Annotated in this window: 19 protein-coding genes; 5 read left to right on the forward strand and 14 right to left on the reverse strand. The window is 58.5% G+C overall.

The genetic code is table 11. The features are described from left to right. Window positions 1-95 precede the first annotated feature (95 nt). A complete protein-coding gene (locus tag AACZ26_RS12630; protein ID WP_339622253.1) occupies window positions 96-902 on the forward strand; it encodes a ParA family protein in 807 nt (268 codons plus the stop codon). A gap of 133 nt (window positions 903-1035) precedes the next feature. Here the strand turns inward: AACZ26_RS12630 and AACZ26_RS12635 are convergent, their stop codons facing one another. The 4 genes from AACZ26_RS12635 to AACZ26_RS12650 form a co-directional block, all read right to left on the reverse strand. Then, window positions 1036-1584 carry a MerR family transcriptional regulator gene (locus AACZ26_RS12635; protein WP_339622085.1) on the reverse strand — a complete coding sequence of 183 codons (549 nt, stop codon included), beginning with the start codon at window positions 1582-1584 and terminating at the stop codon, window positions 1036-1038. 223 nt (window positions 1585-1807) lie between these two features. Next, a complete protein-coding gene (locus AACZ26_RS12640; protein WP_339622087.1) occupies window positions 1808-2506 on the reverse strand; it encodes a MerR family transcriptional regulator in 699 nt (232 codons plus the stop codon). Continuing rightward, complete coding sequence (locus tag AACZ26_RS12645) at window positions 2506-3015, reverse strand: FHA domain-containing protein (protein WP_339622089.1); 510 nt, start codon at window positions 3013-3015, stop codon at window positions 2506-2508. Before AACZ26_RS12645 ends, AACZ26_RS12640 begins: the two co-directional genes overlap by 1 nt. Before the next feature lie 44 nt (window positions 3016-3059). Then, window positions 3060-3644, reverse strand: a complete 585-nt coding sequence (locus AACZ26_RS12650; protein ID WP_339622091.1) for a CDP-alcohol phosphatidyltransferase family protein — start codon at window positions 3642-3644, stop codon at window positions 3060-3062. An 83-nt stretch (window positions 3645-3727) separates the two neighbouring features. Here AACZ26_RS12650 and AACZ26_RS12655 point away from each other — a divergent pair, with 83 nt between their 5' ends. Then, window positions 3728-4171, forward strand: a complete 444-nt coding sequence (locus tag AACZ26_RS12655; RefSeq protein ID WP_339622093.1) for a hypothetical protein — start codon at window positions 3728-3730, stop codon at window positions 4169-4171. Then, entirely contained in the window at window positions 4171-4569 is a 399-nt protein-coding gene (locus AACZ26_RS12660; protein WP_339622094.1) for an RNA-binding S4 domain-containing protein, read from the forward strand. The genes AACZ26_RS12655 and AACZ26_RS12660 overlap by 1 nt, the downstream gene beginning before the upstream one ends. Here AACZ26_RS12660 and AACZ26_RS12665 read toward each other — a convergent pair. The 6 genes from AACZ26_RS12665 to AACZ26_RS12690 all read right to left on the reverse strand — a co-directional run bounded on the left by AACZ26_RS12665 (window position 4566) and on the right by AACZ26_RS12690 (window position 8188). Then, entirely contained in the window at window positions 4566-4856 is a 291-nt protein-coding gene (locus AACZ26_RS12665; RefSeq protein ID WP_339622095.1) for a DUF4287 domain-containing protein, read from the reverse strand. The two genes, AACZ26_RS12660 and AACZ26_RS12665, sit on opposite strands and share 4 nt — an antisense overlap. A 3-nt stretch (window positions 4857-4859) precedes the next feature. Beyond that, the gene (locus tag AACZ26_RS12670) at window positions 4860-5357 is read right to left on the reverse strand and encodes an SRPBCC domain-containing protein (RefSeq protein ID WP_339622097.1); all 498 of its coding nucleotides are present in this window, start codon (window positions 5355-5357) and stop codon (window positions 4860-4862) included. A gap of 31 nt (window positions 5358-5388) precedes the next feature. Continuing rightward, window positions 5389-5721 (reverse strand): ArsR family transcriptional regulator, encoded by a 333-nt coding sequence (locus AACZ26_RS12675; RefSeq protein ID WP_339622099.1) that lies wholly within the window; start codon window positions 5719-5721, stop codon window positions 5389-5391. 65 nt (window positions 5722-5786) lie between these two features. Next, window positions 5787-6569: a thioesterase family protein gene (locus tag AACZ26_RS12680; protein ID WP_339622255.1), complete on the reverse strand. Its 783-nt coding sequence runs from the start codon at window positions 6567-6569 to the stop codon at window positions 5787-5789. A gap of 43 nt (window positions 6570-6612) precedes the next feature. Further along, entirely contained in the window at window positions 6613-6879 is a 267-nt protein-coding gene (locus AACZ26_RS12685; RefSeq protein WP_339622101.1) for a Rho termination factor N-terminal domain-containing protein, read from the reverse strand. A gap of 199 nt (window positions 6880-7078) precedes the next feature. After that, on the reverse strand, window positions 7079-8188 hold the full coding sequence (locus AACZ26_RS12690) for an Rv2578c family radical SAM protein (protein WP_339622103.1): 1110 nt from the start codon (window positions 8186-8188) through the stop codon (window positions 7079-7081). 177 nt (window positions 8189-8365) lie between these two features. Here AACZ26_RS12690 and AACZ26_RS12695 point away from each other — a divergent pair, with 177 nt between their 5' ends. Further along, entirely contained in the window at window positions 8366-8830 is a 465-nt protein-coding gene (locus AACZ26_RS12695) for a GNAT family N-acetyltransferase (RefSeq protein ID WP_339622257.1), read from the forward strand. Window positions 8831-8867: 37 nt separating this feature from the next. Here AACZ26_RS12695 and AACZ26_RS12700 read toward each other — a convergent pair whose 3' ends face one another. Continuing rightward, window positions 8868-10232, reverse strand: a complete 1365-nt coding sequence (locus AACZ26_RS12700) for an LLM class flavin-dependent oxidoreductase (protein ID WP_339622104.1) — start codon at window positions 10230-10232, stop codon at window positions 8868-8870. A gap of 143 nt (window positions 10233-10375) precedes the next feature. On the opposite strand from AACZ26_RS12700, the gene AACZ26_RS12705 reads away from it, so the two are divergent. Continuing rightward, window positions 10376-10951 (forward strand): flavin reductase family protein, encoded by a 576-nt coding sequence (locus AACZ26_RS12705; RefSeq protein WP_339622106.1) that lies wholly within the window; start codon window positions 10376-10378, stop codon window positions 10949-10951. Here the strand turns inward: AACZ26_RS12705 and AACZ26_RS12710 are convergent, their stop codons facing one another. The 3 genes from AACZ26_RS12710 to AACZ26_RS12720 all read right to left on the reverse strand — a co-directional run bounded on the left by AACZ26_RS12710 (window position 10952) and on the right by AACZ26_RS12720 (window position 12819). After that, a complete protein-coding gene (locus AACZ26_RS12710; protein WP_339622107.1) occupies window positions 10952-11482 on the reverse strand; it encodes a hypothetical protein in 531 nt (176 codons plus the stop codon). Between the two features lie 99 nt (window positions 11483-11581). Further along, window positions 11582-12439 (reverse strand): fumarylacetoacetate hydrolase family protein, encoded by an 858-nt coding sequence (locus tag AACZ26_RS12715; RefSeq protein WP_339622109.1) that lies wholly within the window; start codon window positions 12437-12439, stop codon window positions 11582-11584. A 2-nt stretch (window positions 12440-12441) separates the two neighbouring features. Continuing rightward, window positions 12442-12819 carry a RidA family protein gene (locus AACZ26_RS12720; RefSeq protein WP_100389123.1) on the reverse strand — a complete coding sequence of 126 codons (378 nt, stop codon included), beginning with the start codon at window positions 12817-12819 and terminating at the stop codon, window positions 12442-12444. Between the last annotated feature and the right edge of the window lie 6 nt (window positions 12820-12825).

The raw sequence follows: 12825 nt of genomic DNA on the forward strand, positions 1-12825 counted from the left end.
CTAGAGTGATTGAACTCTGGCAGTTTCCTCAAGGGTGCGCAAAAGTTGGCGGAGTTTTAGGTTTCTTAACAGTAGTGAAGGTATCGTCGTTACTCGTGCACGTACTTAGCGTTAGCTCCCTCAAGGGGGGCGTGGGAAAGACGACCGTCACGCTTGGGCTCGCTTCGGCAGCCTTTGCTCGCGGTCTTCGAACTCTCGTCGTCGACCTTGACCCACAGTCCGATGTTTCGACCGGAATGGACATTGATGTCGCCGGTCACCTCAATGTTGCTGACGTGCTGGCTTCTCCTAAGGAAAAGATCGTGCGCGCCGCGATAGCACCAAGCGGCTGGACTCGAGGTCGACCGGGAAAAATTGACGTTCTCATCGGCTCGCCGTCTGCCATCAACTTTGATGGGCCGCACCCCAGCATTCGCGATATTTGGAAGCTCGAAGAGGCGCTCGCCAATGTCGAAGCGGACTACGACCTCGTGCTCATCGACTGCGCCCCTTCGCTCAACGCCCTGACGCGCACCGCCTGGGCCGCGAGCGATCGTGTGTCGATTGTTACCGAACCTGGCCTGTTTTCGGTCGCCGCTGCCGATCGTGCACTACGCGCGATCGAAGAGATTCGCCGCGGGCTCTCCCCTCGCTTGCAGCCGCTCGGAATTATCGTGAATCGTTTGCGTTCGCAATCTCTCGAGCACCAGTTCCGCATCAAAGAACTGCGCGACATGTTTGGTCCGCTTGTACTATCGCCCCAGCTTCCCGAGCGCACGTCACTGCAGCAAGCCCAAGGTGCCGCAAAACCGTTGCACGTGTGGCCAGGCGAAAGCGCGCAAGAAATGGCGCGCTACTTTGACCAGATTCTTGACCGTGTCATGCGGGCAGCTCGCATGGGTGAATATAACGGTGGACAGTGACCACCTCACGGCGCACAATCATCTGCTAATCGCTAGCAACTAGCGCGCACAGCGATAGTTCGCGCAACACAAGTGCTCGACGGCATCGCGGCAAAATAGTCATGCCGACGCAAGAAATCTGACGAAACGTTTTCTACGATGCGCGGGATGCGCGGCGCTTGGCCAGCTCATCCATAGGGTCTTCGCCCTTGACTGTGTCGAGGTCAATAAGGCTAGTTTCCACTTCGCGGAGAACCTTGCCAACAGCAATGCCGAAGACGCCCTGACCGCGGCTCACGAGGTCAATGACCTCGTCGTTCGATGTACAGAGATAAACGCCGGCTCCATCACTCATGAGAGTGGTTTGAGCAAGATCATGAATGCCCGATTCGCGTAGCTGATTGACGGCAATACGGATCTGCTGAAGGGAGATTCCGGTATCGAGGAGTCGCTTCACGAGCTTGAGGACAAGAATGTCCCGGAAGCCATACAGGCGCTGCGAGCCAGAGCCTGCGGCTCCACGAACAGTAGGCTCTACGAGCTGAGTGCGGGCCCAGTAGTCAAGTTGCCGGTAGCTAATGCCAGCGGCGCGAGCCGCCACGGCGCCTCGGTAGCCTGCGGTGTCATCGAGGTCGGGCATCCCGTCGGTAAAGAGGAGGCCAAGATCGTAGCGTGACTCTTCGCTACGGTTCACTTCACTCATGGCTTTGCCCCTTTAGTTCTGATTGATCAGCACAAAACAACGAACCTTCATGTTGAAGTTGACGCTTAGTGTTTCGTGTTACCCCACGGTAGTCACGCCCACCGCCTCGATCAACGACATTCGCAAAAACGCGACGGCGTGTCGGATTCAGTTGGATAAAACTGGGCCAACCTCACTGAACCGTCAACGGCGTGAGCCGAAAACGGTCAACAGATCGACCGTACTACGAATCGAGTCGACTGAGGGCAGATCGGATAAGACTGCTTCGAACAATCTCCAACTGGCCCGCAATTTCACGTGCCATCTCAGCGGCGCGAGCGCGACTCGAAGCATCCTTACGTCGTGCAACAGGCATTAACGCGCTCTCAATGAGCCCCAGCTCGCGCTCTGCAGCCGCACGGAAGCCACGAAGGTGTCGTGGTTCAATGCCACTGCGCTGAAGTTCCACAAGCGACTTGAGCACCGCGAGGGAGTCTTCGCCAAAAACATCGGATGCCACAATGAGCGATGACGAAACAGCATCGCCAAGCAACATGGGGCTTGCCCCAGCCTCGCGGATGAGTTCGTCGCGAGTGAGCTTGCGCTCTGCCGAGAGCATAGAGGCTGCAGCGACCGCGCCACCGGGGAGCTCCGGAGTGCGCCCCGCATCCATTTCTTCTAGGTAGCCACGAATGACTTTAAGGGGAAGATAGTGGTCACGCTGCATAGTGAGCACGAACCGCAAGCGCTCCATATCGCCAGGCGAGAACTTGCGGTACCCCGACGCAGTACGAGCCGGAGCGACAAGTTTGCGCTCCTCTAGAAAGCGCAATTTCGATGGCGTGAGATCAGGAAACTCAGGACTCAACTTGGCAAGGACCTGGCCAATACTCAGTAGCGCCGGCGCCGGCGCTGAACGCGCTTGACGCGCTACCTCAGCCACTAATTGCCAGCCGCAGGAGCAAGATCGCGGCGCGAGGCGTAAAAAGTGAGCTTGTACTTGCCTATTTGAACTTCGGCGCGATCGCGAAGCGTTGCACTTGCCGCAATACGGTCACCGCCAAGATAGGTGCCGTTGAGCGAACCCAAATCTTTGACCTCGAACGACTTCTCATTGCGCACAAACTCAACATGACGACGAGAAACCGTGACGTCATCAAGAAAAATGTCTGCCTCGGGATGACGCCCCACAGTCGTGAGATCAGCATCCAAAAGGAAGCGGGCACCCACGTTGGGTCCACGACGAACTATCAGCAAGGCAGAGCCCGAAGGCAAAGCAGCGATCGCGGATTGTTCATCGGCCGACACATCGGCGCCCATTGCGGCGACTTGAGCCGCAAACTCGTGATTGTACGTCGCAGTGGTGTCGGTGCGCTCGACAATAGGCTGCGCGGACGTCTCGTTTGCCGACTGTACGTCGGCGCCGTGACCATTATTCATTGACTCAACCATCGCAAACCTCCCTGACTAACCAGCGTATCGGATCGGGACGCTCCTCAGACCCTCGGAAGGCGAGAAATTCGGACAGATTGTGCGACGTAAATGAATCCGGCCCACCAATACAAGAACGCACCCCAGAGCGCGAACGCCCACCCCACCGGATCAGTCACCTCCGCGATGGCAGGAAATGCTTGGCCCAACATCAACACTGGAAGCGCATAGAACAACGCCGCCGTCGCCACTTTGCCCAAGTGGTGCACGGGAAGCGGCCCAAACCCATAGTTTGCAGAAATAATTCCTAAGACCGCAAGCATGACTTCACGCGTGACAATAACGACAAACAACCACCAGGGAATCACGCCACGAGCGGCCAAGCCAATGAGCGCAGCAAAGATGAAGAGGCGGTCAGCGGCCGGGTCAAGCAACTGTCCCAACCGAGTCATCTGGTTGAAGCGTCGCGCAATGAAGCCATCGAGGTAATCGCTAAGGCTCGAAAAAACCAAGACAATCAGCGCCAACGCGTCTTGCGCAGAAACGATGAAATACAAGAACACCGGCACGAGCCCGAGCCTGATGAAACTCAAGATATTGGGCACAGTCCACACACGGTTGCTGATCTCGGGTGAACTGTGCGTGGCCACATCCTGAGTCTATCGAGCATCCGCATCCAAAATGCCGACAATGCGGCGCGGTCTCGCAGGAGCGCACGAGTATCCTCGAAACCATGTCATGCATCCGGTTCAACACTCCCGCCCAACGGGCCCAGCTGCGAGCTATGGCACCCTCGATGCTCACCGCTGAGGAAGCCGCCGCGCTGCACCCCGCCCCCGAGGTAACTGAAAGTAAGATCGCACGCCTTCGACTGCTGGCTGCCGACTCCAATCCCAAGATTCGCGAGAGCGCTGCGAGCAATCACAACACCCCGCTTGATGTGTTTGAAGCGCTCGCCCGCGATAGCGATGAGGGCGTTCGAGCGTGCGTCGCCCGCAATGAGCACGCTCCATGCGATGTTCTTCGGATGCTCGTCGATGACCCCTCGGAGGTCGTGCGTGGATTCCTCGCCATCAACTTCTTTGTGCCGGATGACGCCATGAGCACCCTCGCAGCCGACGGCAACCCCACGGTGCAGCGCCTCGTTCAGTGGAAAACTGAATTAGCGACCGCTTAATGGCCGCGGGAACGGTTCGCGTTGACAGCTGGCTGTGGGCGGTTCGCGTCTATAAAACCCGATCCCAAGCGACTGCAGCGTGCCGTGCCGGTCACGTGAAGATCGGCGGGGCAAGCGTCAAAGCCGCTCAACCTGTTCGCATCGGGGATCAGGTGCGGATTCGCATTGCAGGGTTCGACCGCATCCTTGTTGTCAAGCAAACCATTGTGAAACGTGTGTCAGCGGTGACTGCTGCTGAGAGTTATATCGATGAGACTCCCCCGCCACCCTCGCGCGAAGAGCGCGCGTTCGCGCCCTTGCGCGACCGCGGCGCTGGACGCCCCACGAAGCGAGAACGACGCGAAATTGACAAACTTCGCGGGCGCGACGAGCCTCGCGAGTACGACGAGGATTACTAAAGCGGTCGTGTCGCCACGCCGTCCAACCACAGCACAGCCGATTCATCCCGATGAACGCCTGCCGTGCCGACGTGCTTTGCGTCGATCTCGGCGCCCTTCGTGATCACATGAACCATTGCCATCCCGTGTCCTCGCCCAAGCCCATAGTCGTGCGCAAGCCACTCAAGAATCTGACCGGCTTTCACTGACTCGTCGGCGAGCCCCTTATCGCGCGCAATTGCAATGAGCTCGCGAGGCGTGAGCCCGGTCTTCTTCTCGACAGTGTCGAGGTATGCCTGAAACGACATTGCTTAGTTCCCCTCCGGTTCATCGCGCAGGATCGATTCAATCTGGCCAACGGCAAGCCGCATTCCCTCTTCCATGCCCATCTCCAACATTGCTTCGAGCTGATCAAGGGATTGATATTGCGAAAGGATGGTGAGTCGAGTTCCAGAGTCAGTCGGTTCAAACGTCACTCGCGCTGTCGTCACACCGAGATCGCCTGAGGGTTCGCCGTTCTCATCGGCAAAGCCGTCTTCGATAAACAGTTCCGTCTGAGCCGCGATCGAGACGAACTTCCACCAGCCGTGAAGACGTTCACCATCAGGACCCTGCATGTAATAGTGCGCGCGTCCGCCGGGCTCAAAATCAAACCGCACAAAGGTAGCTGGCCACTCGGGCGGTCCCCACCATCGCTCTAGCTTCCGGGGGTCGCTCACCAGTTGCCATGCCCGCTCCGCTGAGGCGCTGAGTTCTGCACTCGTCGTCATAGCGAGCGCTTCAGGGTCGGTGTGAGTCGTTACCTTCATTGGATTCTCCCATCGTGATAGTTCCACGCGGCTACTCCGCGTTGAGCACAGCTTCCATGCGCAGCACACGCTGCGTCCACACATCCTCCAGGCGAGCAAGTAGCTCTTGCGCGCGCTGAATGGTTCGCACGTCGCCGCGAACAATCTGTTCCCGGCCCTGTCGTTGTTTCGTTACCAAGCCCGCTGTGTGCAGAATGGCGACGTGCTTTTGAACCGCCGCAAAACTCATCTCGTACTTGAGCGCGAGCTGCGAGACAGAAACACCCTCGCTGAATACGCGAGTGACGATGTCGCGTCGCGTGGCATCCGCAAGCGCCCGAAACATCGCATCGACTTGAGCATCCGAAAGTTCATCTACAACCATTTGGTTGTAGATTACTGGTCGCGCTGAACACGCGCAACAACCTATTTCGTCGAGTGATCCGACGCCTAAAGCCTGCGCAGGGTGAGAATCTGTTCGGCGCGTCCGAATGGCCCCTCGCCGTCATGCAGCACCGTCGAGGTGAGACCGACCCCGTCGCTGCCGAAGCTCACCGAGTTCTCGAGGCCTAACCACTCACCGACCGGCAGTCGATACAGGTGGATCTGAAGGTCGACGTTGGGAAAGGCATAGCCGCCATCTCCCGGCTTCACGCGCGTAGCAATGCCGTTGCTAGCGTCAACGAGCCCCATGAGCCGCGCGAAGTCAGAGATTGGCTCAGCCGAGAGCAGCGGCAGTGGAGTGCGCAACCACACGCGGCCCCGTCCCGCTGCGTGATGCGGAAGCGCACGGGCCTCAATCGAGCGGATGTAACCGCCTGGCCACTCCACGAGATCGACGGGGTCGCCGGCCTGATCGGGGCCGGGCATCCGCCGGTCTTCAACGCCCGCAACCGCACCGGTATCGGAGGTGTGCAACCGCCACGCAGTTGCCCGCACGGCCACCCGCCCGCCCGCACTCAGCTCCGCCTGAATGAGCTCAATGGTGCGCCCCGGTCGCAGCATCGACACCTCGATGTCGAACTCTCCATCGGGAATGAGCCCCAAGATCTCGTAACTAATGCGAGCGATTCGTAAATCAGGGCGGGCCTCGAACGCCTCAAGCGCATGGGCCATGATCCCTGCAACAGGAGCCATGTGTTGCTCGCGTGGATTCCACGCACCCTGTGCGTGGATCGTCGACTCGAAACGACAATCACTATGGCGGAGATAATACGACGGCGCAGTTGACATCACTGCACCAGCCTAATCAGCATCGCTCTCAAGCTCAGCGGAATTAGTGGGAACGCAGTTTTTCAATCAGCTCGCTCTTCTTCAATGAAGAGTATCCGTGCAAGTCGAGTTCTCGAGCCCGCTCCTTGAGATCCTTGACAGTCCACTCTTCGTAAGAAGCAGACTCTCCACCCCGTCGTCCGATCTCAGAACGCCCCGTGTGTGCGGCGGCATTAGAAATGCGGGCAGCCTTCTCCTTCGACGCGCCACTACTGCGAAGCTCTTCATAGAGCTCCGGATCTTTGAGTCGTGAATTGTTAGTTGATGGCATCAGCGATTCTCCTCACTTCAGGCTTCGCGGCTATATCGAGCGCCGCACCTCTGTCAAGCCTAAATAGCGAGACACAGGCGAGCCGAAACTGTACGGAACCCCGAAGCTAACAGTGAGGAACCGCCCAGACGCCGAGCGAAGCAGAAGCGGATCGACACAGAAGCGGATCGACACAGAGGCGGCTCGACACAGAGGCGGCTCAAAACAGCATCGGCTGGGGCATTGCGCGGGCGGCTAGCTCTGGCGGCATCTCTTCTGCAATCAGCGAATGACCGAGCTGCGCCGGGTTGCCCCTCAACCCAGAATGCACGCGTGGCTGCGCGCGAGAACCAACAATGCCCGTGGCCGGGTCAAGCTTGGTGCGCTGCAAACCGTGGCGACGGATGATCGGCTGCAGTTTGGCCGCTAACCATTTTCTATACTCCTTCGGAGCGTAGTTTCCTCGGGAATACAGTGAGCGGTATTGTGCGAGCAATTCAGGGTGCGCACCTTCCAGCCACGTGAAATACCATTCCTTTGTTCCGGGCTTGAGATGCAGTGCAGAGTAGACAATGGACGTGCCGCCCGCTTCTTTGACCTGCGCAACAGCGCGCTCAAGATGATCCTGCGTGTCAGTCAAGAACGGAAGAATCGGCATCAAGAAGACGGCGCAATCCAGACCAGCATTTCGCACCGCGGTGACCGTAGCCAATCTCGCTTTCGCCGTAGGCGTTCCAGGTTCTACGGACTGCTGCAGCTCGTCGTCGTAAATGGCAATCGACATCCCGACATCAACAGGAACGTGCGAGCTCGCCTCAGCCAATAGATCGAGATCTCGCCGCAGCAGCGTGCCCTTGGTGAGAATGGACAACGGGGTGCCTGAGCCAGCCAGAGCAGCAATGATGCCCGGCATGAGTCGATAGCGACCCTCGGCCCGCTGATATGGGTCAGTGTTAGTGCCCAGCGCTACCGGGTGTCTCCCCCAGCGTGGTTTGCTGAGCTCGCGAGCGAGCACTTCGGCCACATTGACTTTCACGATAATTTGCGTGTCGAAGTCTTTGCCCGCATCGAGATCGAGAAATTCATGCGTCGGTCGGGCAAAGCAATAGGTGCACTGGTGCAGGCAACCGCGCATCGGATTAATTGTCCAACCGAATGGCATATCGCTCGCTGTCGGCACCTTATTGAGAGCACTCTTGGCGAGCACCTCATAGAAAGTCACTCCGTCAAACTCTGGCGTGCGAACGGTGCGCACCAGATTGTTGAGCTTGGCAAGCCCCGGCAACGCATCGGGCGCTTCGCTGCTGACTTGTTGGCCACTCCATCGCATGATGATTATTCGAACATATGTTCTAATAAGTAGCAAGGCCAGGTTGACCCGACAACACCGGCGACCTTTGCACGACTCCGCGTTGCCGAGCTTCGCAACAACGCGAGCGCTGCTAACGTCATAGGAGTGTTCTCTAAAGTGACAGTTCCTACGACCCTGCAGACTCGCGAAGGCGAAATGACTCTTCGCTACTCCGAACTCGGAGACATCGACACGATCCTGCAATTGCTTGCTGATGACCCCGTCAGCGCCTTACGCGGAGATACCGCGCGCCCTGAAGACCGTCCCGCCTACGAAAAAGCCTTCCACGCCATCGCCACGACTCCCGCGAATGCGCTTCTCGTGGTTGTCGCAGCATCCGGCGAGGTCGTTGCAACTATGCAACTCACGGCAATCCCCGGAATGGCCCGGCGAGGATCTCACCGACTGCAAGTGGAAGCGGTGCGAGTTGCCGCAAGCAAACGCTCAAGTGGCATTGGCGGCGCGATGATGCGCTGGGTAATCGACACTGCAGCACCCACGCTTGGTGCGTCCCTCATCCAGCTCACGTCTGATGAGGCACGAACGGATGCCCACCGTTTCTACACCAAGCTTGGATTCGAAGCCTCCCACATCGGCTTCAAGTACTCCGTCGAACTCTAAGCGCCCGCTTTCAACCGCCGCCGCAGCGCCTACTAAATTAGCGGCGGTAACTCGCGCCAGCGTGCTCGGCGGGCAAGCGATCACCTCGACCGTGCAACTTCTGCCGCAGGGTTCCCTTCACATATTCTTCGGGATATGACCCGCGTGCCCGCAGCACCGGGATCACGTGCTCGACGACGTCCTCGAAGGTTCCCGGCGTAATCGCGTAGGCCAGATTGAAGCCGTCAACATCAGTCTCCGCCACCCACGACTCCAACTCATCCGCAATCTCTTCACCGGAGCCCACGATGAAGGGACCGAGGCCACCGATCGCGCCGAGCCGAGCAATGTCTCTCACTTTCCACTCACTGCCGTCGCTATTGGCCTGTTGAAAGTTGGCGACGGTTGACTGAATAGCGTTGCTCTTGACGTTACCGATCGGTTCATCAAGGTCATATTGCGCGAGATCGATGCCCATCCAGCCCGACATGAAGACGAGCGCCCCCTCTTCGCTCGCGTAGCTCAGGTAGTCGGCGTACTTGGCGTGAGCTTTTTCTGTGGTCTCGTCGGTGATGATGGTGAGAAGCGTATAGATACGGGCGGAGTATCGATCACGCCCGGCAGCCTCCAGAGCATCACGGATGCGGCTCACCGTTGCTTTGAGCCCCGCTTTCGTCGAAGCAGCAACAAAGATTGCTTCGGCGTTGCCCGCGGCGAACTGGATACCTCTCGGTGATGCTCCAGCCTGATAGATCACTGGCGTTCGCTGCACCGACGGTTCTGACAAGTGGATGCCAGGGACCGAAAAATGCTTGCCGCTGTGCTCGATGTTGTGCACTTTCTTCGGATCGGTGAACACGCCAGACTTGCGGTCACGGATCACCGCGTCGTCTTCCCACGACCCCTCCCACAGCTTGTAGAGCACCTCAAGGCACTCGTCAGCGTGGTCATAGCGATCGTCGTGCTCAAGCTGATCGTCATTACCCATATTCCGCGCCGCCGAGGGCAAGTACCCGGTCACGACGTTCCAGCCGATACGGCCCTTCGTGAGGTGATCGAGCGTCGACATACGCCGCGCGAAGGGATACGGATGCTCATAGGCCGTGCCGGCCGTGATGCCGAAACCGAGATGTTCCGTGACATGCGCCATGGCAGAAACGAGCAACAAAGGATCGTTGACTGGCACTTGAGCTCCATGGCGGATCGCGGCTTCATTCGACCCCGCGTACACGTCGTAGGTGCCGAGGACATCCGCAATGAAAATGCCGTCAAAGGTTCCTTTTTCGAGCAATTGGGCAAGCTCAGTCCAGTAATCGAGATCCTTGTATCGCCAGGACTGGTCATCAGGATGACGCCACATTCCCGACGATTGGTGGGCGACGCAGTTCATGTCAAAGGCGTTGAAACGGATTTGTCTAGGCATGACCCCATCGTGCGCCGATAACCGCTAACCCGCATCTGCGAGTGAAACAAAGGCGCAACACTAGGTCATATATCGACATATGCTCGCTTCGAATCGAGAGTGTGTGCACGCTAGTCCACATCCCCGAGTCATTGGATGGACGAATGCAGATAACAGCCACCACCACGAGAACAAGCGATTCTCCCGCACCTAATGCAGAGGGCGCCGACATCGCGCTGAGCGCAGCGGAGTTTGCGGCCGCCTTCCGCCAGCACCCGGGCGGAGTCGCCATCGTTACCGCTGACTCTGCGCTGGGACCAATCGCGCTAACCGTGACATCGATAGTGTCCGTGAGCGCAGATCCGCCGCTATTTGCATTCTCGATCGGCCACAAGGCATCGACTGCCGCGGGTATTCGCCATGCGAGCTCGTACGTCGTGCACTTTCTCGGGAGCGAACAACTTCACCTCGCGAAACTATGCGCAACCAGCGGGGTCGATCGCTTTGCAGATCTCACACAGTGGTCACGACTTCCCACCGGTGAACCTTACTTTCCCGCAGCGCCCGTAAAGATTCGAGGTCAGCGGATCAACCAACTCGATACAGGCTCAGCATCGCTCATTGTGGTGCTAGCCCAGGAAGCCCAGATTCAGGATGAGTATAAGAGCGCTCCTCCGCTGGTTTACCACGACAGGGAATGGCACGCGCTGACTGAGCACTCCCAACTCGTGCAGACCTGACTACAGTCTCGACGTCGCTGTGACAACTGACGACTCATCGTCGCCCCAACTCTCGACGAGCGTTATGCGCCCGCGAGACTCCTTGATTGCGAGCACAAGAGCGATAATCGCGGTCGATATCCCCACGACGCCCAAAGGGTTCGCGATACCGATGGCAATCCCGAGTGCAGGTTCGTTCGGACCGCTCACGATAGTTTGTAGGCCAGCCGCAGTGGTATCGGGGATCGTCAGCCCTAAAAGAAACGCGCAGACTCCCGACGACACCACCATCGCGTGCGTGACCGGTCGCGTTGAAAAGCCTCGGCGCCCGGTTCGACGAATCGCGGCACCAACAAGAGTAAGAAGAACGGCAAATACAACACCCAACGTCGTCGCGTAGACAATCGTGAGATCGCCACCGATGCCAAAGAGATGCCTGCCGAAAGCCACCCACGCCGCTACGGCAAGGCCCGCGACCATCACCGAGGATCCGACATGGCCGGAGCGTGGCTGACCGGGCGTCTCTCGAACACGAATAGCGCTATACGTCACCAGAATCCCCCACTCGCACTACTTTGAGAATCCATCGTACCGATGCGAGCGCTGTGGGCCTGCCTGTCCGGCTGACAAACACACCCACAGCGCGCGGGGCTAGGACGCGTCTCGGTGAGCGACGCATTCTTGAGACATCGTGCCCAGCCCGCTGATTGTGCTTCGCACAACTTCACCCGCTCGCAAGTAACGGGGTGGCTGCTGGCCGAAGCCCACCCCGGGAGGAGTACCGGTGAAAATGAGATCACCGGGCAGCAAGTCGACAATGGACGACAATTCACTCACGAGTCTGGGCACCGAGAACACCATGTCTTTCATCGATGCGCTCTGCACAATCGCGTCATCAATCCAACAGTCCAGAGTGACATCAGACTGCTGCAAGAAAGTCGCGGTGTCCACGAAGACAGGCCCGAGCGGGGCGAACCCCGCGAAGGATTTTCCGAGCGAGAACTGCGGCGGTACGCCGCGCATTTGAACGTCGCGCGCCGAGTAGTCCTGGCCAATACAGAAGCCTGCAATCGCGCCGAGTCCGTCAGTTTCAGCGATGTTCCGTCCACCATGCCCGACAACTGCGACGAGCTCGACTTCCCAATCGACGTTGTCGCTCGGCAGCTTAAGCGGTTCAAAGGGGCCAGCGATCGACGACGCGAACTTTGTAAAGACCATCGGATGTTCCGGAACTGTAAAGCCAGACTCTGCAGCATGGTCTACGTAGTTAAGCCCTACCGCAAAAATCTGCCGTGGGGCCCGCGCAAGCGCACCCCACTGGGCAGAGCGCAGTTCGGACTCCAGACGGTCCCCCGCGGCAACATCCGTGCTCCACTGCATAAAACTCGACCAGTCACGGTAGAGCTCGTCGACAACGGTCGAGAATCGGCCAACGCTAGCTCTCTCAACATCGACAATCGTGCCGTCGATAAGTAGCGATGCGCGTCCCTCAATAACTGCGAGACGCATTGCTACTTCGCGGGAAGAGCGACGATCGCATCGAGCTCAACATCAAAACCGCGAAGATTAGCCTGGATCGTCGTGCGCGCGGGCAACGGCGCGGTCAAGAACTCCGCAGCGATCTCGTTGAACTCCGCGAAATCATCGAGAGTCTTGAGGTAGACGCCGTAGCGAACGGTGTTTTCTAGGCTCGTCCCTGCGGCCTGCGCAACAGTCTCAAGGTTACGGAAAGTTTGGCGGACCTGCTCAGCGAATGTTTCGCCAACGCGGTTACTGTCCTTGTCAAACGGGCCTTGGCCCGCAAGAAATACCAGCGAGCCCGCAACTACCGCAGAGGAGTAGGTGCCTGCGGGCTGAGGGGCGTCCGGAGTCGTGATTGCGTGGAACATTGATGC

Origin of the sequence: uncultured Salinibacterium sp. (assembly GCF_963974405.1) — a bacterium.
Classification (GTDB): Bacteria; Actinomycetota; Actinomycetes; order Actinomycetales; family Microbacteriaceae; genus Rhodoglobus.